Origin of the sequence: Nitrosococcus wardiae (assembly GCF_004421105.1) — a bacterium.
In the GTDB taxonomy this organism is placed as follows: domain Bacteria; phylum Pseudomonadota; class Gammaproteobacteria; order Nitrosococcales; family Nitrosococcaceae; genus Nitrosococcus; species Nitrosococcus wardiae.
Window position 1 is genome coordinate 2,847,413 of the sequence record NZ_CP038033.1, and the last position, 25,022, is coordinate 2,872,434.

Annotated in this window: 24 protein-coding genes; 20 read left to right on the forward strand and 4 right to left on the reverse strand. The window is 48.8% G+C overall.

Features of this window, described 5'->3' with window-relative positions; all coding sequences use genetic code 11:
* The first annotated feature begins 3 nt into the window (after positions 1–3).
* The 5 genes from tmk to E3U44_RS19365 all read left to right on the forward strand — a co-directional run bounded on the left by tmk (position 4) and on the right by E3U44_RS19365 (position 3,076).
* Positions 4–645, forward strand: coding sequence for a dTMP kinase (gene tmk, locus E3U44_RS13540; protein WP_134358674.1), 642 nt, complete (start codon positions 4–6; stop codon positions 643–645).
* A 37-nt stretch (positions 646–682) separates the two neighbouring features.
* Positions 683–1,651, forward strand: a complete 969-nt coding sequence (locus E3U44_RS13545) for a DNA polymerase III subunit delta' (RefSeq protein ID WP_240761481.1) — start codon at positions 683–685, stop codon at positions 1,649–1,651.
* Positions 1,638–2,006, forward strand: coding sequence for a PilZ domain-containing protein (locus E3U44_RS13550; protein WP_134358676.1), 369 nt, complete (start codon positions 1,638–1,640; stop codon positions 2,004–2,006). Before E3U44_RS13545 ends, E3U44_RS13550 begins: the two co-directional genes overlap by 14 nt.
* 90 nt (positions 2,007–2,096) lie before the next feature.
* Positions 2,097–2,888 (forward strand): TatD family hydrolase, encoded by a 792-nt coding sequence (locus tag E3U44_RS13555; protein WP_134358677.1) that lies wholly within the window; start codon positions 2,097–2,099, stop codon positions 2,886–2,888.
* A gap of 14 nt (positions 2,889–2,902) precedes the next feature.
* Positions 2,903–3,076: a hypothetical protein gene (locus tag E3U44_RS19365; RefSeq protein ID WP_166804970.1), complete on the forward strand. Its 174-nt coding sequence runs from the start codon at positions 2,903–2,905 to the stop codon at positions 3,074–3,076.
* Here the strand turns inward: E3U44_RS19365 and E3U44_RS13560 are convergent.
* A complete protein-coding gene (locus E3U44_RS13560) occupies positions 3,073–4,221 on the reverse strand; it encodes an aminotransferase class V-fold PLP-dependent enzyme (protein WP_134358678.1) in 1,149 nt (382 codons plus the stop codon). The genes E3U44_RS19365 and E3U44_RS13560 overlap by 4 nt on opposite strands.
* A gap of 165 nt (positions 4,222–4,386) precedes the next feature.
* Positions 4,387–5,262, reverse strand: a complete 876-nt coding sequence (locus E3U44_RS13565; RefSeq protein ID WP_240761483.1) for a hypothetical protein — start codon at positions 5,260–5,262, stop codon at positions 4,387–4,389.
* 125 nt (positions 5,263–5,387) lie between these two features.
* Between E3U44_RS13565 and E3U44_RS13570 the strand changes: the two genes are divergently transcribed.
* From E3U44_RS13570 to E3U44_RS19370, 11 genes are all read left to right on the forward strand, one after another.
* On the forward strand, positions 5,388–5,669 hold the full coding sequence (locus tag E3U44_RS13570; RefSeq protein WP_166805085.1) for a gamma-glutamylcyclotransferase family protein: 282 nt from the start codon (positions 5,388–5,390) through the stop codon (positions 5,667–5,669).
* Positions 5,656–5,910, forward strand: a complete 255-nt coding sequence (locus tag E3U44_RS13575; RefSeq protein WP_134358681.1) for a gamma-glutamylcyclotransferase — start codon at positions 5,656–5,658, stop codon at positions 5,908–5,910. The genes E3U44_RS13570 and E3U44_RS13575 overlap by 14 nt, the downstream gene beginning before the upstream one ends.
* Positions 5,907–7,313 (forward strand): class II fumarate hydratase, encoded by a 1,407-nt coding sequence (fumC, locus tag E3U44_RS13580; RefSeq protein ID WP_134358682.1) that lies wholly within the window; start codon positions 5,907–5,909, stop codon positions 7,311–7,313. The genes E3U44_RS13575 and fumC overlap by 4 nt, the downstream gene beginning before the upstream one ends.
* Positions 7,314–7,603: 290 nt before the next feature.
* Positions 7,604–9,847, forward strand: coding sequence for a bifunctional SulP family inorganic anion transporter/carbonic anhydrase (locus E3U44_RS13585; protein ID WP_134358683.1), 2,244 nt, complete (start codon positions 7,604–7,606; stop codon positions 9,845–9,847).
* A gap of 105 nt (positions 9,848–9,952) precedes the next feature.
* Positions 9,953–10,696: a DUF2490 domain-containing protein gene (locus E3U44_RS13590; RefSeq protein ID WP_134358684.1), complete on the forward strand. Its 744-nt coding sequence runs from the start codon at positions 9,953–9,955 to the stop codon at positions 10,694–10,696.
* Positions 10,697–10,940: 244 nt separating this feature from the next.
* Positions 10,941–12,080, forward strand: a complete 1,140-nt coding sequence (locus E3U44_RS13595) for a 3-deoxy-7-phosphoheptulonate synthase (protein WP_134358685.1) — start codon at positions 10,941–10,943, stop codon at positions 12,078–12,080.
* Positions 12,081–12,088: 8 nt separating this feature from the next.
* Positions 12,089–14,092, forward strand: coding sequence for a sodium-translocating pyrophosphatase (locus E3U44_RS13600; RefSeq protein ID WP_134358686.1), 2,004 nt, complete (start codon positions 12,089–12,091; stop codon positions 14,090–14,092).
* 504 nt (positions 14,093–14,596) lie between these two features.
* Complete coding sequence (locus E3U44_RS13605) at positions 14,597–15,916, forward strand: hypothetical protein (RefSeq protein ID WP_134358687.1); 1,320 nt, start codon at positions 14,597–14,599, stop codon at positions 15,914–15,916.
* A 136-nt stretch (positions 15,917–16,052) separates the two neighbouring features.
* Positions 16,053–16,643, forward strand: a complete 591-nt coding sequence (locus tag E3U44_RS13610; RefSeq protein ID WP_134358688.1) for an SCO family protein — start codon at positions 16,053–16,055, stop codon at positions 16,641–16,643.
* Between the two features lie 34 nt (positions 16,644–16,677).
* Entirely contained in the window at positions 16,678–17,274 is a 597-nt protein-coding gene (locus E3U44_RS13615) for a hypothetical protein (protein ID WP_240761485.1), read from the forward strand.
* Between the two features lie 102 nt (positions 17,275–17,376).
* Positions 17,377–17,526 (forward strand): hotdog family protein, encoded by a 150-nt coding sequence (locus tag E3U44_RS19370; protein ID WP_166805086.1) that lies wholly within the window; start codon positions 17,377–17,379, stop codon positions 17,524–17,526.
* A gap of 60 nt (positions 17,527–17,586) precedes the next feature.
* Here E3U44_RS19370 and E3U44_RS13620 read toward each other — a convergent pair whose 3' ends face one another.
* Positions 17,587–18,609, reverse strand: coding sequence for a M20/M25/M40 family metallo-hydrolase (locus E3U44_RS13620; RefSeq protein WP_240761487.1), 1,023 nt, complete (start codon positions 18,607–18,609; stop codon positions 17,587–17,589).
* Between the two features lie 391 nt (positions 18,610–19,000).
* Here E3U44_RS13620 and mfd point away from each other — a divergent pair, with 391 nt between their 5' ends.
* Positions 19,001–22,477, forward strand: a complete 3,477-nt coding sequence (mfd, locus tag E3U44_RS13625) for a transcription-repair coupling factor (protein WP_134358690.1) — start codon at positions 19,001–19,003, stop codon at positions 22,475–22,477.
* Between the two features lie 111 nt (positions 22,478–22,588).
* On the opposite strand, the gene E3U44_RS13630 is transcribed toward mfd, so the two are convergent.
* Entirely contained in the window at positions 22,589–22,873 is a 285-nt protein-coding gene (locus E3U44_RS13630) for a metal-sensing transcriptional repressor (RefSeq protein ID WP_134358691.1), read from the reverse strand.
* A 304-nt stretch (positions 22,874–23,177) separates the two neighbouring features.
* On the opposite strand from E3U44_RS13630, the gene E3U44_RS13635 reads away from it, so the two are divergent.
* From E3U44_RS13635 to E3U44_RS13645, 3 genes are all read left to right on the forward strand, one after another.
* Entirely contained in the window at positions 23,178–23,600 is a 423-nt protein-coding gene (locus tag E3U44_RS13635; RefSeq protein WP_134358692.1) for a YeeE/YedE family protein, read from the forward strand.
* 1 nt (position 23,601) lies between these two features.
* Positions 23,602–24,039 (forward strand): YeeE/YedE family protein, encoded by a 438-nt coding sequence (locus tag E3U44_RS13640; RefSeq protein WP_134358693.1) that lies wholly within the window; start codon positions 23,602–23,604, stop codon positions 24,037–24,039.
* Positions 24,040–24,239: 200 nt separating this feature from the next.
* On the forward strand, positions 24,240–24,989 hold the full coding sequence (locus E3U44_RS13645; RefSeq protein ID WP_134358694.1) for an MBL fold metallo-hydrolase: 750 nt from the start codon (positions 24,240–24,242) through the stop codon (positions 24,987–24,989).
* Positions 24,990–25,022: the final 33 nt, after the last annotated feature.

Below are 25,022 nucleotides of genomic sequence, written 5' to 3' on the forward strand. Positions count from 1 at the left end.
GTCATGAACAGAGGCTATTTTATCTCGGTTGAAGGCATCGAGGGGGCAGGAAAGAGCACTCAGTTGAAATTTATTCAACAACTACTTGAGAGTACCGGCAAAGTTGTTACTGTTACTCGTGAACCGGGGGGTACTGAACTAGGAGAGCAGATCCGAACATTATTATTAACACCAAGGCCGGGGGGAATGTCCGCCGATGCGGAACTCCTGTTAATATTTGCAGCTCGTGTCGAGCATGTACGGCAGGTGATTTCTCCTGCTCTAGCAGGGGGGAAATGGGTGCTTTGTGATCGCTTTACAGGCGCTAGCTATGCTTACCAAGGCGGAGGTCGGGGGTTGCCTCTGTCCCGTATTGCAGCACTTGAAAATTGGGCATTGGGTCATCTGCGTCCCGATCTGACTCTTTTACTTGATGTCCCTGTAAAGGTAGGGTTACAGCGGGCAGCGAACCGTCATCAACAGCCAGATCGTTTTGAACAAGAACAGGTTGAGTTCTTTGAGCATGTCCGTGAGACCTATCTTTCTTTGGCCAAGAAGCGCGTGGATGAATATCGCCTGATTAACGCTTCCTTGCCCCTAGCAGAAGTACAGGAGACTATTCAGCAGGTCATCATGGCATTTGTGGAGGCCAACCAGAGTGTCTGAACTTTATCCATGGCACCAACTTCACTGGAACAGTCTTATGGCGTCCCGGGTGGCAAAACGCATGCCCCATGCCCTGCTGCTAGCGGGGCCCGAAGGAGTAGGGAAACGTGATTTTGCAGCTAATTTAGTTCAAACTTTGTCCTGTGAACACCCCCAAGAAGGGGGACAAGGGTGCGGCTTTTGTGCTGGCTGCCGCTTGCAACGTGCCGGCAGCCATCCTGATAATATGATTCTTCTCCCCAAGGAAGGAAAACAAACGATCTCGGTGGATCAAATCCGGCAAGTTCAAACCCACCTGGCACTTAAGGCTCGGCAATCAGGCGCTAAGACGGTCACAATTTTACCTGCTGAGGAAATGACCTTAAGCGCTGCCAATAGCTTGCTGAAAGTTTTGGAAGAACCCCCTGGCGAGACGGTTTTGATTCTCATTACCGCTATGCTTTCACGGCTTCCCATCACTATCCGCAGCCGCTGTCAGCGGTTATGGTTTTCTCCCCCTCATCTGGAAGAGGCCCAACTATGGCTGCAGCAACGGTTACCTCCCTCTACAAAAATGAATTCGACAGCGCTGCTGACTCTGACAGGAGGGGCTCCCTTGCGAGCTCTAGAGTACATCCAACAGGATTTTTTATCGCTTCGTGAGCATTTCATTAAGAATCTCTTTTTCCTGGCCCAGGGAAAAGCAGATCCCCTTGAGATAACGCAAAATTATCTTAAGAACGATTTAGGAGAACCGTTATATTGGATGTCTACGTTGGTGGGAGATATGGTCCGCCTTAAAGGCGGGGTTTCGGAACAATTTTTGATAAATCGCGACATTGCTGATTCACTCCAGTTACTTGCTGAAAGGACCGATGTTAAGATGCTATTTAGGTTTTTAGAAAAGGTCGATCGCGATCTGTGGTTGTGGAAGGGGCAGATTAGTGTCAATCCCCAGCTCCTGCTAGAAGGGTTATTGATCCAATGGTCTTGGTATTTTAGCGAGGTTAATTATGAGTGTATCTAACCAACCAGGTTCTCCACCTCCTCGGCAAGGGATATTATCCTTGACTATCAAAGATACCAACGCCCTCTATCATGCATATATCCCCTTCACTAAAAATGGAGGCCTATTCATACCCACGAGTAGAAATTATCGCGTTGGAGACGAAGTTTTTATGCTCCTTACTTTAATGGAAGAAACAGAGAAGATCCCTGTTGCCGGTAGGGTGGTCTGGATTACCCCCAGGGGAGCTCAGGGTAATCGGGCTGCTGGGATTGGCGTTCAATTTAACGACATTAATGGGGGTGCAGCCCGTGCCAAAATTGAAGATTATCTGGCTGGGATGCTCAAATTCGAAAAACCGACCCATACGATGTAGTGGGCTTATTAGCAATTATTACTTTAAAAGTGATAAAATGACCTTTTCAAGGTCAGCTGTTTCCTGCCAAATAGTCAGTGATAAAGTTCTATGTTGGTTGATTCCCATTGCCATTTAAATTTACTTGATTTAACGCCTTTTGGCGATTCAGTGTACCCGGTCGTGGCAGAGGCCCGGGAAGCAGGGATAGGTCATATGCTCTGCGTCTCGGTGGACTTAGAAACTTTTCCCGATATTCGCAAGTTAGCGCAGGATTACCCTGAAGTATCCGTCTCCGTTGGAGTGCATCCCAATACGCGAGAAAGCACTGAACCTACCGTAGAACAGTTAGTGGAGTTGGCAACTGCTCCAGAGGTTGTTGCGATTGGAGAGACGGGTCTAGACTATTTTCGTAGCGAAGGGGATTTGGAATGGCAGCGTGAACGGTTGCGAATCCACATTGCGGCGGCAAAGGAATGTGGGAAACCGCTTATTATCCATACCCGACAAGCGAAAGAGGATACCCTGCGTATTCTGCAAGAAGAGAATGCCGGTGAAGTAGGGGGGGTCTTTCACTGTTTTACCGAAGATTGGGAAATGGCAAAGGAGGGGCTAGACTTAGGGTTCTATATTTCCTTCTCCGGAATTGTTACCTTTCGCAGTGCCAGTGCCTTACAAAAAGTAGCGGCTCAAGTCCCGGCCGATCGTTTATTAATAGAAACCGATTCTCCCTATCTAGCGCCCGTGCCTTACCGAGGAAAACCCAATCAACCCGCTTATGTCCGTTATGTGGCCCAATGCATTGCTAAGTTACGAAAAACCTCGGTGGCAGATATTGAGGATCTAACCTCAGAGAACTTCTTTTCCTTGTTCTCTAGGGCGGGAGCTGATAGGTTATTTTGACGAGTAAGGAGAAAATGATGGAAAAGCAGGATAAACAATTAATGTACATCGTTGGAGTAATAGCTCTATTTATTATTTTAATGGTGATAGTGGGTATTACCCAAATGGGAGGTGGCGGAGAAAAAGAGGTTCAATTACTTGATTCCCAACTACTTAAAGAGAAAATTGAGAGATCAAAAGATAATTAGACAGCACTTTCTGGAAGTTTAGATATTAGCTTCAAAGCCTGCTTAAGCCCTTCCCTGGGGGTATAAAAGTGGGGGGAGAAACGGATACCGCCCCCTCGGTGGGCGCAGACCACGCCTTGATCCATTAAATAGCGGTGGAGAACGACGGGGTCTGCGCCTTGGCGTTTGAAGGTGACAATACCGGAACGCCGCCCTGGAGAATGAGGGGATAACAATTGGAGACTAGGTTCTGCCTGGATCTGCTCGATGAGATAAGTTGCATTTGCAAGCACGGCCTGTTCTATACAGGCTATCCCTACCTTATCGAGCAGCAAACTCAAACTTTCCTTAAGTGCGACAATCCCTATCATGTTGAGGCTGCCACATTCAAATCGCCGTGCAGAAGGGGCAATTTTCCAATCCTTACGGTTGTAATCCCCAATAGCTTCTATCATGTGCCATCCAAATTGATGAAGGTTTAGTTTTTCTCTTGCTTCAGGTCGGCAATAGAAGATCCCCATACCTTCTGGTCCTAGCATCCATTTATGACCATCGGCAATCACAAAATCGGCATGGTTAGCTTGGCAATCGAAATCCAGCGCCCCTAAGCTTTGAATGGCGTCAACGCAAAATAAGAGCTTTCGTTGTTGGCAAAATTGGCCGAGCCGTTCCAAATCCATTCTCAATCCCGAAGCATATTGAACGGAGCTGATAGTCAGCAATCGAGTGTGCTCATCAACCTGGGCTAGTAGTGCATCCTCAGGAGTCGGTTCTGCGCTTAGGTTGGCCTCGCGCAATTCGACACCCCGTTCAGCCAATGCTTGCCAAGGGATGCGATTAGAAGGAAACTCTTGATCGCTGGTGACAATATTGTCACCAGGCTGCCATTCCAAGCCACTAGCAATGATAGATAAACCTTCTGAGGTATTTTTAATCAGTGCAATATCGTCTATTGAAGGCGCATTGATCAAGTGGCAAGCTAGTTCGCGCAATTGCTTTTCTGTTTCTATCCAGTGGGAGTAATGCCAGGCTCCTGTAATGACATTTTCTTCAGCAAAGCATTTGACGGCCTCTGCAGTTTGGCGGGGCCAAGGTGCAACGGCAGCGTGATTAAGATAAATAAGCCCTTTTTGTTGAGGGAATTGATCTGCGTAATTTTTCCTCATTGTATTAAATTTCAGATTGACTTGAGGTTAGCTTAAGGTAAATCCATCCATATTGAAAGCAGCAATGGATTGGGATGCACTTGCGAACCTCTTAGCATAGTTCGCATAATATATATTATGTTAAATTAAAGCTTCCCGTTATCCTGTTAGATGGCGCGAATTTTCTCAAGGCATATAACGATGGGCTCGAATGGTTAACAGGAAGGGGTTGGTCTCAATGGTGGCATCATTGCGTCGTAGTCGTAGCCCTGGCATTGGTGGCTCTTCTGGAAGCGGTCGAAGACGGGGAAGATTATCATAGCGGGTTGTTGGATAAAAAATGGGCAATACCGCTCGCTTTTGTGCTCGTCGTGTTATTCCCTCCTCTGTGAACCAGGCAATATTAGCTCGAGGGTGGATATGGGGAGGATTGACAATGGCTAGGCGTTCGTTAGGATCACATTGGTTCAAACGGCGTAGATCTTCTTCAACTAGAAGGGAATTACCTTGGCCCTTTTCAAGACGTATTTCTAAACGGTGCCGTGCTTCCTCCATATCAATGCTCTCAATCTTGGGTAAACGACTCCAAATAAAACTTACTGATTCTGGCATTTGTTCTAGAATAACAAACTTTCGTGTTGCTTGTCGGCGATGTAAACGGGCGTGTCCTAAAGATGCTAGGGCAACTTTAATTAAGGGTCGCAATAAAGGGGTACCTGTTTCTCGATCGGGTTCTTCGATTTTAATGCCATCCATATTTTTTAAAGCTTGTTGCAAAGCAGCTTTACCCTCATTAATATGGTGAATGGTATTAAGAGTAGTGATAGAAACCCCTACTAGGGCAGGACAGATGCGTGTGGAAACTGGGTCCTGCCCATCCTGATAATCTATCGCGGTGATTATTTGGCGGAGTTGTATACGAGCCTTAGTAGGATTCTTTTCATGCCATACCCATAAAGGGTAACCTTCTTCTTCCTTTAGGGTTTGGTCAAGTATTCTTAGCTGGGTTTCGAGGTAATTCATTGCCGTAGCAAGGACAGCACGAAGTTGACTGTGTCTCATAGAAATATATTTCTAGCTCGTCGAATATGCTTGCTAATATTCTAATACTTTAGCATGAAAGAGATATAATAAAACAGTATTTGTTTAATTTCTCTTACTATAACTATATGCTAGGAGGTCATAGAATGTCAGCCTGGTATTTTGCTTATGGCGCGAATATGCTTACTGATGTTTTGGTTCGGCGTCGCGGTGTTATTCCCCTTTCCAGCGAACAAGCTCGCCTCGATGGATATCAACTCGTCTTTAGCCAACCTGGACTACCCTACATCGAGCCTTGTTTTGCCAGCATTCAACCGATACAAACGGATTCCGTGTATGGCGTTCTCCATCATTTAACGGCTCATGCTGCCGCCCAAATAGATCGGTTCGAAGGCCGGGGGCTATCAGCGTCTTATGATCAAAGTTGAAGGTGCAAAGAGTGGCTGGATAAATGCCTGGGCCTACCAAAGCTCCCGTCCCATAGAGGGCCGTCGCCCCTCACGACGCTACCGTGACTTACTGATTGCCGGTGCTCAGGAGTTTAATCTCCCCCAAGAATATATCGCCTACCTAAAGCAAGTGCCGTATAGTAATCTTCCTTTCATCTCCCGACTCTTACCGCCTCTTATAGAAGTAATTGAACGGACCAAGCGAAGGAGTACTCCATGAATACAACCCAACAAAATAAACGTATTGAAACCGACAGTATGGGTGAAATTGAAGTACCCGCTGATCGCTATTGGGGCGCCCAAACCCAACGTTCGCTGATTTATTTTTCCATCGGTCACGATTTTATCCCCCAGGAAGTGATAGAAGCTTTTGGGCTTATCAAAAAGGCAGCTGCTTTAACCAATGCAGAGTTAGGTAAGCTGCCAGAGGAGAAAGCCCAGCTCATTGCCCAAGCCGCGACAGAAATTGCGGATGGGAAGCTCGAAGATCATTTCCCATTGCGAGTTTGGATGACGGGGAGCGGGACTCAGGCGAACATGAATGTCAATGAGGTCATCGCTAACCGGGCCATTGAGCTTGCCGGAGGGGTAAGGGGCAGCAAAGATCCTATCCATCCCAATGATCACGTTAATTTGTCTCAATCTTCTAATGATACTTTCCCCACCGCAATGCATATTGCTTCAGCCAAAGCTATCCAAACTCGGCTGCTCCCCCAGGTGCAAAAGCTGCGCGATGCCCTTTATCGAAAAGCAGAGGAATTCGAAGGGATTGTAAAAATTGGACGCACTCACCTACAAGATGCTGTCCCCTTAACCTTAGGGCAAGAATTTTCCGGTTACGTGGCCCAATTAGATGATGATCTTAAACGGATCGAAACGGCCTTACCAGGGCTCTATGAGTTGGCTATTGGTGGAACTGCTGTGGGTACCGGCTTAAATGCTCCTCCTCAATTTTCTGAACGGGTCAGTGCCTACCTTAGTGAATTTACCAGCCTTCCCTTTGTTCCCGCGAGCAATAAGTTTGCCGCCTTAGCAGCCCATGATGGGATGGTAATGGCCAGTGGAACCCTGCGGGTGTTGGCCTGTTCTCTGATGAAGATTGCCAATGACATTCGCTGGTTGAGTTCTGGGCCTCGTTGCGGATTAGGCGAACTCCTACTACCTGCCAATGAACCAGGCTCTTCCATTATGCCGGGAAAAGTTAACCCCACCCAGTGCGAGGCCATCACCATGATAGCGGCACAAGTGATGGGCAACGATACCGCCATCGGGATTGCTGGCTCCCAGGGCAATCTTGAACTTAATGTTTTCAAACCCATGCTGGTCTTCAATCTGCTCCACTCGGTCATTCTTCTAACAGACGGTTGCCACAACTTCACCCGTTTTTTGGTAGAAGGGCTCAAAGCAAACCGAGCCCAGATTGCACGCTATGTAAACCAATCCCTCATGTTAGTGACCGCATTGACCCCTGAAATTGGCTATGACCAAGCAGCAAAAGTTGCCCACTACGCCCTCGACAAAGAAGTTTCTCTTAAACAAGCCTGTTTAGACCTCAAGATATTGTCAGCCGAAAAGTTTGACTCCATTGTGCAACCGGCTAAGCTTGCCCATCCTTTTGAGTAAATTCTTCTCCTGGGGGTACGCACCTTATAGGCGGATACCCCCACTCAATAAAGGGCTTTTCCCGATTTAGTCAGCTATCAGCTTTCTTCACTTTTTTTCTTTCTTCACTTTTTTTGGTGTTTATCTTGGGATAAATTATACTAGCGGGAGTACTCCTCTTCTGCCCCCTCTATCACTGTATAGCAGCGCTGGAAAAAGTGAAAGCCCGTCACAAAAAATTAAAAGAGGAATACCTTCTAGAAATAACCTAAAGGCTTAATTCCTCATCTGGCGAAACGATTTAAAATTAAATGTCAAATCCAAGAACGCAGGAGAATCCGGCATCAGAGACAGCTAAAATTCTGTCACCGTCAATGCTTTCCAAGGACTTGATTTCGGGTACGGTCGTTTTTCTAGTTGCCTTGCCATTGTGCCTTGGGATCGCCCTAGCCTCGGGAGCCCCCCTGTTCTCAGGTTTGGTTGCTGGGATAGTGGGAGGTATTGTGGTCGGTACCCTTAGCGGCTCGCATGTTAGTGTCAGCGGTCCGGCAGCAGGACTGACGGCGATCGTGATTGCACAGATTGCTGCCCTCGGTTCATTCGAGGCGTTTCTCGTGGCGGTAATTCTGGGTGGAATCATCCAAATCGGATTGGGAGTGATCCGAGCAGGGTTTATCGCTGCTTTTTTTCCCAGTTCAGTGATTAAGGGGCTGTTAGCAGCGATCGGCGTGATTCTGATCCTCAAGCAGATTCCTCACGTTTTCGGCCACGACACCGATCCGGAAGGAGAAATGTCGTTCCTTCAGCCAGACCAAGAGACTACTTTCTCCGCACTTATCGAAATGTTCTTCGATCTCCATCCAGGAGCGATGGTCATTGGCTTGCTGTCGGTGGCGCTTCTGGTGCTTTGGGATCGGATCGAGCCACTCAAACGGTCCCTTGTGCCCGCTCCGCTGCTTGTCGTCCTGCTAGGAGTCGGTTTGAATCTGGTGTTCAGGCAATTGGGCGGCATCTGGTTGATCGAAACGGAGCACCTTGTTCAAGTCCCTGTCGCTGAAAGCGTCTCGGGATTTATCGGCTTTCTGCGATTTCCCGATTTTTCGATCCTTTCAAATCCAGCGGTCTATTTCGCAGCGATGACCATCGCACTCGTCGCTTCGCTAGAAACACTATTAAATCTGGAAGCGGTCGATAACTTGGATCCTAAGCGTCGCTATTCGCCTCCCAGCCGCGAACTGCTTGCCCAAGGAGTGGGCAATGTGACCTCCGGCATATTGGGCGGGCTCCCGCTGACCTCAGTGATTATTCGGGGGACGGTTAATATCAACGCCGGAGCCCAAACGAAGCTCTCGGCGATTTTCCACGGACTCTTGCTGCTAGTATGCGTCGCGCTTTTTCCAATTTGGCTGAACATGATCCCGCTTTCTTGTTTAGCGGCAATTCTTCTGATGACGGGATTCAAGCTGGTCAGCCCGACCGTCGTCCGGCAAATGTATAGCCAAGGACGATCTCAGTTTATGCCGTTCTTGATCACGGTCGTTGCCATTGTTCTCACCGACTTATTGATTGGTATTGTGATCGGATTGGTTGTGGCGAGCAGCTTTATCCTCTATAGCAGCATGCGCTACCCCATTCGCCGGATCGTGGAGACACACCTCAGCGGCGACGTGATGCATATTGAGCTTCCCAACCAGGTCAGCTTTCTCAATCGAGCAGCGTTGGCAAACGTATTCAAGGAAATCCCTCACGGAGGGCACGTCCTAATCGATGCCCAAGGGACCGATTATATTGACCCTGACGTGCTCGCCTTGATCCAGGATTTCAAGAATAAGACCGCACCGATCCGTGGGATTCGGGTGAGCGTCATTGGCTTTAAAGAGAACTACCAAATACATGATGAGATCCAACATGTCGATTACTCTACCAAAGAATTGCAGGAGCATGTGACGCCGCGCCAAGTGCTGAAGTTTCTCAAGGACGGAAACGAGCGTTTCCGAACCGGCCGTCGACTGAACCGTTATTTGCCGCGTCAGCAAACCCTAACCGAGACGCAGTATCCCTTGGCCGTTGTCCTTAGTTGTACTGATTCACATGCCCCCACGGAATTGATTTTCGACTTGGGTTTAGGAGATGTCTTTAGCGTCAGTGTAGCAGGCAACGTCATCGGCACGAAAGTGATAGGGAGTATTGAATATGGCTGTGCTGTTGCCGGCGCTAAGCTGGTCCTTGTCATGGGGCATACACGATGTGGAGCAATTATTTCGACAGTCAAAGACGCTAGTGTGGCGAACAGCTGTCAGTATCTTGAGCCTATTTTTAAGGAAATCAAAAAATCGATGGATCGCGTTGGCGAGTCTTCTAAGCAGCTAACGCAGAACGAGTATATTGACCACGTCGCCCGGATCAACATGCAGCGCACGGTGGAAATGCTTCCCCAGAAAAGCGAAATACTGAAGCAATTCGTAGAGGAGGGAAAAATCGAGATCCTCGGCGCGATGTACGACGTGGTGACCAAAGAGGTGACCTTCATGGAGCAGGAGAAATTGTCTTGGTAAGAGAAGAACTCGCCGAAGAGCGTCCACCGAGGATCTCTCACCAGCATTAACGCACTAAAGCACCCTAAAGAACCTAAAGAAAATATAAGGGAGAGAAACGACCCAATGAAAAAAATCCCATTTTATCTTGCCCTTTTCTCGCTTTTAGCGACTACGCCAGCCCTGGCGGGTACCGATAACATTTTTGGTACTTGGACTTCTCTCACTCTCCAAGGAGATTTTGGTTTTCTTTCCTCTGAAGGGAAAGATTTCCGTTGGATGATTATCGATCAACCCCGAACCCGGGATGATCGGGATCTTAATCCTGCTCGGTTTCCCGATGATGATAGTCTGCGGTTTTCAGAGAATCTAGTTTGGGTACAAGGGGGCTACAATTTGACAGAAAACTCCAGCATCTGGCTAGGCTATACCCACGACTGGATAAAGCAACTCAATGGGGGGCATCTTCAAGAAAGCCGTCCCTATCAAGATTTCCTGTGGGTCAAACCTTTCGGCGATCTCACCGTGATGTCCCGTAGCCGTCTGGAGCAACGGGTTGCCATTACTAATACCGGCCCTAGTGGAGACGATGTTGGGGTCCGGATACGTCAATTTGTCATGTTCAAACACCCTATTCCCCAAGTCGAAAATTTATCAGTGTATGCAGGGGATGAAGTGCTAGCTTATTTAAACGAAAACCAATTTGGCGTGGAAGGATTTAGCGAAAATCGTGCCTTTGGAGGCCTTACCTATCAGTTGACCCAACATGTGGGCTTCATGCTGGGCTATATGGGACAATTTATCAACAATGACGGCGGCAATGATCTCTTCACCCATAATGTTCAATTTGATATTAATTACAAATTCTAGCGCTAGGCAATAAATGGTTATTTAGCCACTAGCACTAATAAGAGGGACCCTGCCCCACTGATATTCCTAAGGGGTAGGGTCATTTACGTTCTATATTGCTGATACTGCCCGCGCCTTAGCAACCCACTGGGGAAACCTTACGTTACCGTATTCAAAAACAGGGTCTCAAGCCCTCCAAGTTGTTATTTTCTCAAGGCTAATATGGCATAATCTAAATTTATCCTCCCCAAAGCCCGGTTAGAGCATGATTATTATTTTACAACCCAACACGGATAAAAACTCCGAAGAATATCGAGAGACCTTACGTCACCTTCATAATATCCCCAATATCATTATCCGGGAGCACCAAGAAATTGGGGTACAGCAGGTACTCACTGAACTTTATTTAATTGGAGAAACCAGTGCTATCGATACTGAAGAGATAGCCCTTTTACCTAGTGTGGAGCGAGTCGTTCGAGTCTCCGAAGAATATCGGATTTTAGGGCGGCATAAAGATGAAGCCCGCTCTAGTCACTTTGAATACAATGGGGTCCTCTTTAGCCAGCATAACCTTCATGTCTTTGCAGGGTTATGCGCCGTAGATACTCGGAAACATGTTGAACTGATGATGCAGGCTTTGCAAGCCAATCATCAAGTGTGCGCCCGAATGGGCGCTTATAAACCCCGCACCAGCCCCTATGCTTTTCAAGGCCTTGGTAAAGCCTGTCTTCCATATGTATTTGAATTAGCTGGAAAATATGGGATCAAGGTTATCGCCATGGAGGTCACCCATGAATCCCATATTCATGAGATTGATCAGACTTTGAGCAAAGCAGGTAGTCCAACTGGCGTTATGCTGCAGATTGGGACTCGCAACACCCAAAATTTCGAATTATTAAAGATCGCAGGGCGCCAGCAAAAATACCCTGTTTTACTCAAACGAGGTTTTGGCATTACTTTGGAAGAATCCCTTAACGCCGCTGAGTATCTGGCCAGCGAAGGCAATCGTCGGGTGATCTTCTGCCTTCGAGGAATGAAAACCAACGCCGGTGATCCCCATCGCAATTTTGTGGATTTTGCCCATGTCCCCGTCATCAAACGATTGACCCGAATGCCAGTGTGTATCGACCCTTCTCACTCGGTAGGCTCCCGTGCCCATTCCCCTGATAGAATCATGGATCTCATGCATGTCACTGCCCAAGGGATCATTACCGGAGCGAATATGGTATTGGTTGATTTTCATCCTGCTCCCGAGACAGCTTTGGTCGACGGTCCCCAAGCGTTACTGCTCGAAGAATTACCGCGTCTTTTAGAAGATGTCGCCATTGCCCGCGAAGCCTATGAAAAGCGGGTCGCCCTGTTTGCCCAATCTTTACCTAATAACCCTCTCCAAGCAGCCTTATAGTCTTTTTCATGCCTTTTTACTGGATACCCCCCCTGGCAGGCGTTCTCGGCTTATTAGTCGCCTGGGCCGTCTATGCCATGATCAGCCGCCTACCGTCAGGAGAAGGCAAAATCCTTGAAATCACCCGCGCCATTCAGCAAGGCGCCCAGGTATTCATCCGCCAAGAATATCTGGTGCTAGCTGGATTTACCGGACTAGTGTTTGGGATTCTGGTGACTTTTTTTAATATAGAAACGGCACTGGCTTTCCTCCTTGGGGCCGTCAGCTCTGCTACTGCGGGGTTTATTGGCATGCATACAGCCACCCGCACCAATGGCCGTACCGCCGTGGCTGCCCATTATCAAGGCGCAGCCGCAGCCCTGACCACCGCTTTTTTTGGGGGGTCAGTCATGGGGCTTACCGTCGCTTCCTTGGGATTGCTAGGTCTAGGTGGCCTTTACCTAGCCTTTGCCGATAATCCGGAAACTCTACGTGCCCTAAATGGTTTTGGAATGGGGGCCTCTATAGTGGCGCTCTTTTCACGGGTGGGGGGCGGTATTTTCACCAAAACCGCCGATATGGGGGCCGATCTAGTAGGCAAACTTGAGATAGGAATCCCAGAAGACGACCCCCGCAATCCTGGCGTGATTACCGACAACGTGGGGGATAATGTGGGGGATATCGCCGGGATGGGTGCGGACATTTTTGAATCCTATTGTGGCTCCATCATTGCCGCCATTGCCATTGCTTCCACCATGACTGCTACTGCCATCGATCCCTTGGGTAGCCAAGCTCAACTTCTATTTCTGCCCTTGGCCCTCTCTACGGGGGGCCTAGTTGCCTCTATTATAGCCATCATCATGGTACGGGGATTTGCCGCTAAAGCGCCGGAGATGGCGCTACGCCTGGGTGTGGGTACTGCCACGGTGTTGTTTATGGCCATTGCTTGGCTCATTATCGACCTCGCCGGCATGGATATACGGCTTTGGTTGACCGTCCTTGCTGGGGCCCTAGGAAGTCTGATAATCGGTTTGGCTACCGAATATTATACTGAAGGCCGCCCTATTCGCCAGATCGCTTCTGCTGGAGAAACGGGGCCAGCCACGGTGATTATTAAAGGGCTAGCCGTAGGCATGACCTCCATGATGATACCAGTACTTACTTTGGGCGGGATTATTCTCGCCGCTACTTATCTCACGGGTCTATATGGAGTCGCCCTCGCTGCTGTGGGTATGTTGGCCACGGTAGGGATTGTCATGGCGGTGGATGCCTACGGTCCAATCGCAGATAATGCCGGCGGAATTGCCGAGATGGCTAGCATGGGACCCCAAACCCGTCAAATCACCGATACCCTAGATGAGCTGGGCAATACCACAGCGGCTATTGGTAAGGGCTTTGCCACCGGTGCCGCCGCCTTGGCCGCTTTGGCGCTGATTAGCGCTTATGTGCAAGTGGTGATCCTCCAGATTCCCAATTTTATGCTCTACATCACCGATCCTTTAGTATTGGTCGGGATGTTTATTGGGGGGCTGCTCCCCTTTTTATTCAGCGCCCTCACCATGACCGCCGTGGGGGAAGCAGCAGGAGAAATGATTGTGGAGATCCGACGTCAGTTTCGGGAAATCCCGGGCTTACTCGAAGGCAAAGCAAAACCGGATAATGCCCGCTGTACCGCAATCGCTACCCGTGCTGCCCTCAAGCGGATGATCCTGCCTAGCTTACTGGCGGTGATGGTCCCTCCCCTAGTGGGGTTTACCCTGGGCCCCTACGCCCTAGGAGGGGTGTTGGGCGGAGCACTATTGACGGGAGTCATGCTTGCTCTACTAATGGCGAATACTGGCGGCGCTTGGGATAATGCTAAAAAATATATTGAAAAAGGTCATTTAGGAGGAAAAAACTCCCCTGCCCATAATGCCTCCATTGTAGGCGATACAGTGGGTGATCCTTTTAAAGACACGGCGGGCCCTTCATTGAATATTCTAATCAAAGTGGTGGCTATTGGCAGCCTTCTCATGGCCCCTTTTTTTCATTAGATCAGTTTGCTTGATTTATTCTCAAAGCCCCTTTCCCTGGTCTCGAATAATATAGCTACCTTTTTATCCAATTGATCCGGTTCTCACTGCCGGCTAGCTTCCCTGCGATCTTTTCATCACCCTCTCACTATCAGTAAATTTTTAGAGAGAGATATAATATAATTTATATAAAAACTCCTGCTATTAATCAATCAACTTTTCCACCAGGAATAACAATTTTTTATCAGAAAGTTTCAGGGTTTGCCGGGAATACCACTATGCAAAACCTTAAAAGGTTATTTATGATTCACTTTTTAAATTGAGAAATATCTCTCAATTTTATCTATTTAATTCACATTTAATTCAATGATGAATGATAAGATATGTAACTCATATTAGATATATATTTAACTAATAATAAATGACAAAAGAATAAGATGCCGAATTGGAAACCCGCAGAAAGTTACACACTAAAGCGATTCCAAGGGATTAAAAAAATTGAAAAAGAGAACAAGAAGTCAAGAAATGAATAAATTTACCTCTAATTTTCTTTTAGCACTCGTCTGCTTACTTACTGTTTCTGTAAACCAAGTAAAAGCAGATGAGTCCCCAAATATTTATAATAAATATCTGCAGCCTGTGGTAACCGCCATCGATTATCACACTCGCATGATCTATCTCCTTAACTATAAAGAAGACAAAATTATAACTATAGATCCTTTCTTTATCGAAGGTTGGCCCGCTGATCTTCCATTACAACACACGATGGTATTACCAGAAGGGGATAGATTTTACGTGACCACCGATAATACGGAAGAACATCCCGCCTATATCATTGCGTTGAAGGTTGAAGAAATCGACTGGGATAATGGTACGGCAGAAGTGGTCGCGGATTCGTTATTGCCGGTAGACGTTCCAAACACCCCGGCAGAATTGCCCTTTGTAGAATCCATCAACAATGCCCAAGCCGTTCCTAACTGGCTATTGGCTCCTGCCACCCAAATCCACGGTCCCACCTTATTACCCTATTCAGATTTTGTCTATTTCACCGAATGGACGGGGGACAAGGTGCGCGTTATTAATTACAAAACGAATGAATTTTCTGATGTCGACCCTATCAGCATCCCTGGATATACGGAACAGACCCATGGCATCATGTTCAATAAGTCAGGAACCCTAGGGCTGGGAACAGGGTATTTCTTTGATAATAACGTTATTGATTTGTATAAAGTCAATAGAGAGAACGGACAACTGGAAGCCGTGAAGCAAATTATGCTAGGCAATGAGAGACGGCATGCGGCTTTTTCCCATTATGTATTTTGGCTGGATGAACGCTACGCCATCACCGCTTCAATGCAATTCGACAAAACCTCTTTGACACCGCCCACTACCCGTAGAATTATTCCACCGAGTGTGTGGTTAATAGATGCCTGGGAGGGAACCGCCACTCGAATTATTAAGCACACTAATGATGTTCATGGGCCTGGTGTTTTTCGCTCTCCGTCCGATATTGCTGTTGTTGGAAACAAACTCTATATCGCAGAGGAAGATTCGATTGACCACACCTTTGCTGATGATGGCTATGTGTCGGTCTTCGATATTAGTGACCGTTACCGGCCACGGTTTATAAAAAGATTCCAACCGGGTGTGGAACTTCCAGAAGGCTTTGCTGTTGCCCACACCCTGAGTCCAACACCAGATAACCGATATTTGTTACTGGCAAGCTGGGTTTCGGGGTATATCATCAAAATTGATACCCTGACGGACACCGTCATTAAAGTGTTTGGTCCTAGCGATGGCCTGGTCATGCCACATGGTCTGTTTGCTGCAGGCGGTATTCGCTAATTACTGTTTGTTCAATGCACCAACCGGGCTTCCATATTTTCTCATGAGTAGATTATTGATGAAAAAAGTTAGGCCGGTTGAGTGCAGCACCAGCAATATAACCATAAAAAATTAACTAAGGAAAAACAACGTAGAAATGAAAAATAGGGCTTTATATAGCCTCGCTACAGTCATGATGCTTCTGCTGTTTATTCCAGTTAATCTAATAGCTTCAACCATCGTACTGAGGCATCCCGCGCCTTTGCAAAAGGAAGCGATAGCCTACTTAGAGAAAGGAAGTGAAAGCAATAGAAATCAATGGAAATTAGTCGTCTTTGGGTTTACGCACTGTAGCGATATCTGTCCCATGTCGCTAGCAAACCTTTCCATGCTAATGAAAACCGCAGCAGAAAAGCAAATTAAGTTAGATGGGATCTTTGTGACAGTCGATCCAGATAGAGACACAAATGCGGTCTTAGCCAACTATACCAAAAAGTTTGGGTCTAATATTTCCTATTTACGTCTGAAAGGCGATAATCTAAAACGCCTTAAACGTACTTTTGGTGTGGAAGCTGTTTTCTATACAAAGAATGTAGGAAATAGACTCCACTACCAAGTGGATCACAGCAGTACCGCCTTTCTAATTGATCCCGAAGGAAGAATTAGAGCTCTGTTCGATGCAGTGGAAGATGCAGGCGATATCGCGAAAATGATCCATGAGAAAGGAATGTTTTTTGGTCATGAATAGGAACGTGGTAAACGTGGTACTAGCGATTCTTTTCATGTTAGCAGGTATCGCTCCTGTCTTTGCCATGAACAATTACGATGATCCTCGTATTCTACTCTCTTTCAAAGATAAAGCTTTAACACCTGAGCTTGATATATTGCGCATTAAGGCGAAGGTCTCATCGGATAATCAACTAATATTTGAAGTCAAAACAAGAGGAGAACGAATTAACGGGGAAGCTGGGGACTATTTCTTCCTGCACCTTATTAACGGGAGTTCTTATATCCTCCGCGTCCCGGTAAATCAGATAAAAGGAGACGAAGTTTTGGTCTATGAGAGCACTCTGCAATCTAAACCTCATGCACGATCTTCCCTTCCTGAAGAGCTAAGAAAATCCAGCCTGAAGGCAGATTTCAGCGCAAAGCGCATACCTAACGGGATCGAATACTTGATACCTATGGATTGGATCGATTTTGGCAATGATTTCAGCTATGATGCCTATACCGCCCAAGTGAGCATGCAGGGAGATACTTTGAGTATTGATAAAATATACGATCAAGCAGGAAAGGGGCGCAAAGAAGAGAAACGGTTTTCCGCCATTACATTACTCAACAAACTCTGTACAACACGTAAGATCATTCTGACCGAGTAAATTAGGCATCACCGATAAGCGTCTAGAAAAGCTATAACGCTTGCCATAGACAGCTTACTTGTTAATTTACCATAAAAGGTTCTATTCCAACGGTCATGGTCGATGAGTGATTGCCCACCCCCGCGACGGTTTGAGACGGGCACGATGACCCTGGCCGAGGAGGCGATCTATGCCTTCGCCCGTGAATTTGATCCTTCAACCCTTCTCCCCCACTCAGCCTGGCTCGCCCCTGCGATAGCTCCTGGGCATTGAGGCAATGCACAACGCCATCATACGGACAGGCGATCTGCTCAATGCCACGCTCGGGTCACCTCACTGTCGGGCCATATCTGCCACGGCTTGTGCCAAAGCGGCGGTCAGCCGCGCCATGGACTCGTAGTCCAGTGTGGGGTACGTGTCGCTCGGGCCGTGGTAGTAGGGGTTGCGGAAGTTGGCCGTATCCGTGAGCATTATGGCCGGGTAGCCCCTCTCCCAGAAAGCCCAGTGGTCCGAGCGCCGGATGGCTTCTAGCAGTTCCGGCGCGGCCAGGCCTTCCGAGGGAACCGTGGCGTGTTCGCGAAAGGCTTCAATGACGTCCCGCACCAGTTGCCGGGAAGCCATGTTGCCCACGAATGCCACGAAATTCCCCGTGTCCGGGTAGAGGTAGCCGAGGAGCGGCGGGTAGTGCTGGCTGTCGCGTTCCCTGGTGTAGTAGCCCAGCATCTCCAGGGAGATCATGCCCACGATGTTCTCGCCGTCCGCGCGGGTCTGTCGGGCGTAATTCAGGCTGCCCATGGCTTGGGTGCCGAAGAAGGGGGCCTCTTCGTTGGCGAAGGCGACCAGGCGAAGGGTCCGGTCGGGCTTCGCGTCATGCAGCAGCCGCGCCAGCTCCAGCAGGACGGCGATCCCGGAGGCGTTGTCGTCCGCGCCGGGGCTACCGCGGACCGTGTCGTAGTGGGCGCCGATGACCAATGATTCGTCCTGCAGGCGGTCTCCCCGCAGCGTTACCTCGATATTGTCGAATAGTCTCTCATGGGTCTGAACGGCGTGCCTGACTGGTTCGTAGCCCGTGTTCCGGAACGTCTGTTCGATATAGACCGCCGCGTTCAGCTTGTGATTGGGCTCCCAGTAGTGCCGCTCGCCAATCTGGTGGGACAGAACCCGGACATGCTCCTGGAGGCGGTCACGCAACGCCTTCTCTTCGCTCGCCAGCGGCGGCGGCATGCCGCGGTAAGATTGGCCCGGCATGTGGAACAGGACCCTATAGGTACCCCCGAGTAGTACGACCAGGACAAGGATCACGGCCACTACGACGAAGCCCTTTCCTGACGACATATCAACCTCCTCGGTGAACATGTGAGTGCCCATGACCCGATAGAAGCTTCTTAGTAAGCTTGATAATATTACTATAGTGCATTCGACTATGGCAGGTGGACCACGCTCATTTAGGGTTTTTCCTGATAGGGTCTTCCTTTATAGCATTCCCGCAAGCATAAACGTAAGCTTGTTTCTAAGAGCTTCTCCAAATATTACCTGGCCACGAGGCGGAAAACTCGTGGTATTTAACCTTCCCCACTGTGTCTCTAATTTTTGAAAGAGATATAATATTATCCACATTTAAATCAACAGGAATATAATCCCAACTTTGCTATTCCTACTGTCCAGGTTCTACCACAGGATCTTGGGGGTGAAAAAACCAGGCTAGCTGGTAAAATTTAGCAATTTTTATAAAATTGCCAGAATTTCCATGTCATCCGTTTTAAATCTTGCCTCTTTATCGCCGGCCTTGCCCCAACAGGCAGGCGAGCATCGCTATTTTGGTCGACTTTACGGAAGCAGTTTCGGCCTGGTGTTAGCAACCAGCGCCCGTCATCACCCGGGGCCAATCCTGGTGATTACGCCAGATACAGTCACAGCAAATCGGCTGGAGGATGAACTCCGCTTCTATTGCAGCGGCCAAGAAACTCTTCCCATCCTTCATTTTCCCGATTGGGAGACGCTCCCCTATGACACCTTCTCCCCCCATCAAGACATTATCTCTGAGCGTCTAGCCACCCTCTACCAATTACCCCGATTAAAGCACGGAGTACTGATCGTCCCCGTATCCACTTTGATGCAACGCCTTGCGCCCCGGGAATACCTAGAAACCCATGGCCTGTTGGTAGCAACTGGCGATCACCTTCACTTGGAATCCTGGCGAAAGCAACTGGAAAAGGGGGGATATCGTTGTGTTTCCCAGGTGATGGAGCACGGCGAATTCGCGGTTCGGGGTTCTCTTATTGACCTGTTCCCTATGGGCAGCAGGGTGCCCTATCGAATCGACCTCTTTGATAATGAAGTGGACAGCCTCCGCAGCTTCGACCCGGAAACCCAGCGTTCCTCGGAACATATAGAACAGATCCGGCTATTGCCAGCCCGGGAATTCCCCTTGACGGAAGAGGCTATTACTCAGTTCCGAAAAAACTATCGCAGCACCTTTAGCGGCGATCCCCAACGCAGCCTTATTTATCGCGAGGTGAGCGAAGGGACTCTCCCCCCAGGAATTGAGTATTATCTGCCGCTTTTTTTCGACCGTACCGATGCCCTATTCGATTATCTTCCAGAAAACACCCTGGCGGTCACCTTAGAGGGAGTCCACGCAACAGCTAACGCTTTTTGGAAAGAAATCAACGATCGCTATGAGCAGCGTCGCCATGATTTAGAACGTCCCCTACTCAACCCCCAGCAACTCTACCTTCAAACGGGCCAGGTCTTTGCCGCTCTTAAAAGTCTACCCCGGATCAGCCTGCAACCCTCCGAACTAGAGGAAAAGGCAGGTCATCAAAACTTCGCCACCGAAACCCCCCCCCAACTCACGATCAATGCTCGCGCCTCCCAACCTCTGGAAACCCTCAATCAGTTTATAGAAAACTTTCAAGGACGGGTATTATTTGCCGCCGAAACCACGGGGCGCCGAGAAACCTTGCGGGAGCTGCTCAAAGACAGCGGAATCCAGCCTCACTTCTTTGAAAACTGGGAAACTTTTCTTCAGGGCGAGAAACGCTTCGGGATCACTGTAGCACCGCTACAGCAGGGCTTGCTACTGGGAAAACCACAGCTTGCAGTAATTGCCGAACCTCAATTGTTCGGCGAGCAAGCCATGCAGCAACGCCGTCGAAAAGGACGTAGCCGGGATACGGATGCGGTAGTCCGAGATCTGGTGGAGCTTTCCATCGGCGCCCCAGTGGTCCACGAAGAACACGGTGTGGGCCGCTATTTAGGGTTACAGACCCTGGAAGTGGGGAAAGTCCGCACCGAATTCATGGCACTGGAATACGCCGATGGGGATAAACTCTACGTTCCCGTCTCCTCTCTTCACCTGATTAGCCGTTACACCGGCGCCTCCCCCGAAGCTGCACCCTTGCATAAACTGGGTTCCGGTCACTGGGAACGGGCCAAACGCAAGGCCCGGGAGCGGGTCCGAGATGTGGCTGCCGAGCTGCTAGCTATCTATGCCCAGCGGGCAGCACGGAAAAAACCTGCCCTGCCCCCTCCCGATTCCCACTATGCCGCTTTCGCCCGAGCCTTTCCTTTTGAAGAAACTCCCGATCAGGCCGACGCTATTGAGGCAGTGATTGCTGATCTAACTTCAGATAAGCCCATGGATCGTCTCGTCTGTGGGGATGTGGGTTTTGGTAAAACCGAAGTAGCCATGCGGGCTGCCTTTATCGCCTCCCAGTCAAGCAAACAAGTGGCCGTGCTCGTACCCACCACGCTCCTAGCCCAACAACACCATCAAAGCTTTAAGGACCGTTTTGCCGATTGGCCAGTGCGGGTAGAGGTCATATCCCGCTTCCGCTCCCGCAAAGAGCAAGAGGTTGTGATCAGGGACATTGCCGATGGCCGGGTGGATATTGTGATTGGCACCCATAAACTATTGCAGGAAAACATCCGCTTCAAGGACCTGGGACTGGTGATTATCGATGAAGAACACCGGTTTGGAGTCCGACAAAAAGAACGGATGAAGGCCTTACGGGCCGAGGTGGATATACTCACCTTAACCGCGACCCCTATTCCTCGAACCCTACATATGTCTCTTTCAGGACTCCGGGATCTTTCTATCATTGCCACCCCACCGGCGCGCCGCCTGGCTATTAAAACTTTTGTGCGGCAGTGGGATGACAACCTCCTCCGAGAGGCCTTGCTGCGGGAAATCAAACGCGGGGGACAAATTTATTTTCTCCATAATGAAGTGGAAAGCATCGATAAAATGGCCCAGAGGGTTCAATCCCTCTTTCCCGAGGCCAAAGTGGGTGTCGCCCATGGCCAAATGCGGGAGCGGGAACTGGAACAGGTGATGCTAAATTTTTACCACCGGCGCTTTAATGTCCTGGTTTGCACCACTATCATCGAAACGGGGATTGATATCCCCAGTGCCAATACCATCATCATCCATCGGGCTGATAAATTCGGCCTGGCCCAACTTTATCAGTTGCGTGGACGGGTGGGACGCTCCCATCACCGAGCTTATGCCTATCTGATTGTTCCCCCTCGCTCGGTTATGACCGCAGATGCGGTCAAACGCCTAGAGGCCATCGAGTCCCTGGAAGAACTGGGAGCTGGTTTTACCTTGGCCACCCATGATATGGAGATCCGAGGAGCTGGAGAACTGCTGGGTAAAGACCAAAGTGGGCAAATGCAAGAGATCGGTTTTAGTCTTTACAATGACCTGCTGGAACGGGCGGTCAATAGCCTGAAATCCGGGCAAACCTTGGATTTGGAACAATCCGCAGAACATGGTCCAGAGGTTGACCTCCATGCCCCCGCCCTCATTCCGGAAGATTATCTTCCTGATGTGCATACCCGCTTAGTGCTCTATAAACGGATCGCCACCGCCAAGAGCTATCAAGAACTGCAGGAGCTTCAGGTGGAGATGATTGATCGCTTTGGCTTATTGCCAGAGGCCACTAAGACCGTATTTGCTATCCATGAACTTCGCCTGAAGGCAAATGAAATTGGGATCCGCAAACTTGAGGCAAACGCCTATGGTGGCCGGATCTACTTCCGACCAGAACCCAACGTGGATCCCATGGCAATCATTAACTTGATACAAAAGCAACCTAGCGTCTATAAGCTAGATGGCCAGGAAAAACTCCGTTTTGTCCAAGAACTACCGGATGCCCAGGCACGCTTAGAAGCACTAGACAAACTGCTTAAGGAGCTATCCATGAAAAAGGCGGCCTAAATTTCCTATTCCAGCAACAACTTTTCCAAGTGATTCGACACATTGGCGGCAGGGGGGCCAAGACCAAGGATACGGCGGACCCACGCAGAAAGCACACCAGCCTTTCCCAACTTATCCATACTTGGTGAGAATCCGTGTCAGCTCTGATAATTTTTTCTGGACCGCGTCATTGAGCAAACCTTCCTTATCAACTTCATCTTCGATGGCACAAGCCATCATTTCACAAAAGGCTTTATTCATGGCGGTGCGAGAAGCGGCCAATTGCTGGGCAATCGATTCACAGCGCTGGCCTTCCTCGATCATACGACGGATCGCCCGGATCTGGCCCTCCACGCGTGCCAGCCTGGAAAGCAGGGCTTTCTTACGCACTTCTTTTGGACGGTCTAAATCAGACATGAAGATCTCCTGGAAACACTCCTGAGCACATATTATACAGGCGGGGGTATATAAAGATAAGCCTATAACACACCAGTAATATGTCTGCAGTTATTCGGAAAAAGTCGTAATTTTTCCGGAGGATTAGCCACGTTTTCCTGAGTATAGGAAACCCAAAGTGGAGTTTATTAGCTTGATATACCCCCGCGGGTATAACAGAATAGGGTTATTCTAAAGATTGAGTGCTTATAAGTATCTATGAATAAAATATGAGGTGTTTTAGGAATACTTCAAAACTTTCACTGAGGTACTTAAAGGGGAAACCATGACTGAATTTACACCTGTCAGTGGACTCATCGGGGGTCTAATGATTGGATTATCCAGCATTTTAATGCTTCTAGGTGCAGGCCGCATTGCGGGAATTAGCGGAATTTACGGCGGTTTGTTGACTCCTGCTAAAGGGGACTTGGGGTGGCGCATCATGTTTGTGGGGGGGCTCATCCTGGGCGGAGCAACCTGGCCTCTGTTGGCAAATCCCTTGCCTGTCGATTTGCAGGTCAGCTGGCCAATCATGCTGTTTGCGGGACTTCTGGTTGGCTTTGGTACGAGACTTGGCAGTGGCTGCACCAGTGGTCACGGTGTCTGCGGAATTGGAAGACTGGCACCCCGCTCAATGATAGCAACCCTCACCTTTATGGCGGCGGCTGGAATGACAACCTTTGTGATACGTCACATATTCGGAGGTTAACATGACACAAAGAAATAACATGCTTCAACTCATTCTATCGCTAGTCTCAGGCATTCTGTTTGCTCTGGGGCTAATCGTTTCGCAAATGGTGAACCCGGCAAAGGTTCTTAATTTTTTAGATGTCGCCGGCACATGGGACCCGACTTTGGCCTTCGTGATGGGAGGCGCCCTGCTTGTGACAATTCCGGCGTTCCGGCTCATTCTCAAGCGGCCGCATCCTTTATTTGCAAAACGTTTCTATTTGCCGACAAAGCAGGATATAGATGCTCGTCTAGTAACCGGCGCAATACTTTTCGGGGTGGGCTGGGGGCTGGCGGGCCTATGCCCCGGGCCGGCTATTACTGCGCTTGCCACTGGGCTATTGCCGGTCCTTGGCTTCGTTGCTGCAATGGTTGCGGGAGCTTTTGCACACAAGTTGATATTCGAACAAAGAACCTAAAGAAATTTCATCGTGGCATGAATGTCAGGCCAGCTAACCGGCGTACATTGCGAATTTTCAGCCGTTGGGGGTTACCGAGTCTTCGCGAGACGATGGTTGGCAAGTTCGTTTCTTAGAGGAAGAGATACGACTGTACCTTTTGTCTTCTTGAATCTATATTGTTTTTCTGAAACTGTAGAAGCCCCGGCGAGGAATAAATGATGATCTTTCGACAATTGTATGAACCCATTTCGAGCACCTATACTTATTTGCTGGGCTGTGAGGAGACTGGTTTGGCTGTCTTAGTAGATCCGGTCATCAATTCGTTGGAGCGAGACCTAGCTGAGGTCAATAAGCTGGGGCTGACGCTAGCCTATACGCTGGACACACACATCCATGCTGATCACATCACCTCAGCGCTTCAGCTTAAGCAAAAAGTCGGTAGCAAAATTGCGGCACCGGCGATTGATCGCTTGCCTTGTATTGATGTGGGCATTGAAGAAGGAAAACCGTTTCAAGTAGGCAGCTTGACGTTTCAGCCACTTTATACGCCGGGCCACACGGACGGCCATTTCGCGTATATTTTTCAGAACCACGTCTTCACCGGTGATGCTCTTCTGATCGACGGCTGCGGACGCACAGATTTCCAAAACGGCGACACGGACTCTCTTTATCATAGTGTCACTGATAAACTTTTCATACTTCCCGACGATTATCTCGTCTATCCAGCCCATGATTACCATCACCGTCGCGTTTCAACGATTGCGCAAGAGAAAAACCGCAACCCACGCCTAGGCCAGGGCAAGAGTTTAGAACAATTCCGCGATATTATGCGCAACCTGGACTTGGCCTATCCCAAGTTCATTGATTATGCCGTCCCTGGCAACCGACAATGCGGAGTCTGCCCGGCTGATTTACCCGACCACCTGCAAGAGTACTGCGAGCACATGGAACACAGCCAGCAAGGATAAAGAGGAAACAACTTAAGGTCATTCTCCCAATAT

Bases quoted from the DNA above. Each gene is read 5' to 3' on its own strand.
- tmk (WP_134358674.1), top strand. From the start codon at position 4: ATGAACAGAGGCTATTTTATCTCGGTTGAAGGCATCGAGGGGGCAGGA.
- E3U44_RS13545 (WP_240761481.1), top strand. From the start codon at position 683: ATGGCGTCCCGGGTGGCAAAACGCATGCCCCATGCCCTGCTGCTAGCG.
- E3U44_RS13550 (WP_134358676.1), top strand. From the start codon at position 1,638: ATGAGTGTATCTAACCAACCAGGTTCTCCACCTCCTCGGCAAGGGATA.
- E3U44_RS13555 (WP_134358677.1), top strand. From the start codon at position 2,097: ATGTTGGTTGATTCCCATTGCCATTTAAATTTACTTGATTTAACGCCT.
- E3U44_RS19365 (WP_166804970.1), top strand. From the start codon at position 2,903: ATGATGGAAAAGCAGGATAAACAATTAATGTACATCGTTGGAGTAATA.
- E3U44_RS13560 (WP_134358678.1), bottom strand. From the start codon at position 4,221: ATGAGGAAAAATTACGCAGATCAATTCCCTCAACAAAAAGGGCTTATT.
- E3U44_RS13565 (WP_240761483.1), bottom strand. From the start codon at position 5,262: ATGAGACACAGTCAACTTCGTGCTGTCCTTGCTACGGCAATGAATTAC.
- E3U44_RS13570 (WP_166805085.1), top strand. From the start codon at position 5,388: ATGTCAGCCTGGTATTTTGCTTATGGCGCGAATATGCTTACTGATGTT.
- E3U44_RS13575 (WP_134358681.1), top strand. From the start codon at position 5,656: ATGATCAAAGTTGAAGGTGCAAAGAGTGGCTGGATAAATGCCTGGGCC.
- fumC (WP_134358682.1), top strand. From the start codon at position 5,907: ATGAATACAACCCAACAAAATAAACGTATTGAAACCGACAGTATGGGT.
- E3U44_RS13585 (WP_134358683.1), top strand. From the start codon at position 7,604: ATGTCAAATCCAAGAACGCAGGAGAATCCGGCATCAGAGACAGCTAAA.
- E3U44_RS13590 (WP_134358684.1), top strand. From the start codon at position 9,953: ATGAAAAAAATCCCATTTTATCTTGCCCTTTTCTCGCTTTTAGCGACT.
- E3U44_RS13595 (WP_134358685.1), top strand. From the start codon at position 10,941: ATGATTATTATTTTACAACCCAACACGGATAAAAACTCCGAAGAATAT.
- E3U44_RS13600 (WP_134358686.1), top strand. From the start codon at position 12,089: ATGCCTTTTTACTGGATACCCCCCCTGGCAGGCGTTCTCGGCTTATTA.
- E3U44_RS13605 (WP_134358687.1), top strand. From the start codon at position 14,597: ATGAATAAATTTACCTCTAATTTTCTTTTAGCACTCGTCTGCTTACTT.
- E3U44_RS13610 (WP_134358688.1), top strand. From the start codon at position 16,053: ATGAAAAATAGGGCTTTATATAGCCTCGCTACAGTCATGATGCTTCTG.
- E3U44_RS13615 (WP_240761485.1), top strand. From the start codon at position 16,678: ATGTTAGCAGGTATCGCTCCTGTCTTTGCCATGAACAATTACGATGAT.
- E3U44_RS19370 (WP_166805086.1), top strand. From the start codon at position 17,377: ATGAGTGATTGCCCACCCCCGCGACGGTTTGAGACGGGCACGATGACC.
- E3U44_RS13620 (WP_240761487.1), bottom strand. From the start codon at position 18,609: ATGTTCACCGAGGAGGTTGATATGTCGTCAGGAAAGGGCTTCGTCGTA.
- mfd (WP_134358690.1), top strand. From the start codon at position 19,001: ATGTCATCCGTTTTAAATCTTGCCTCTTTATCGCCGGCCTTGCCCCAA.
- E3U44_RS13630 (WP_134358691.1), bottom strand. From the start codon at position 22,873: ATGTCTGATTTAGACCGTCCAAAAGAAGTGCGTAAGAAAGCCCTGCTT.
- E3U44_RS13635 (WP_134358692.1), top strand. From the start codon at position 23,178: ATGACTGAATTTACACCTGTCAGTGGACTCATCGGGGGTCTAATGATT.
- E3U44_RS13640 (WP_134358693.1), top strand. From the start codon at position 23,602: ATGACACAAAGAAATAACATGCTTCAACTCATTCTATCGCTAGTCTCA.
- E3U44_RS13645 (WP_134358694.1), top strand. From the start codon at position 24,240: ATGATCTTTCGACAATTGTATGAACCCATTTCGAGCACCTATACTTAT.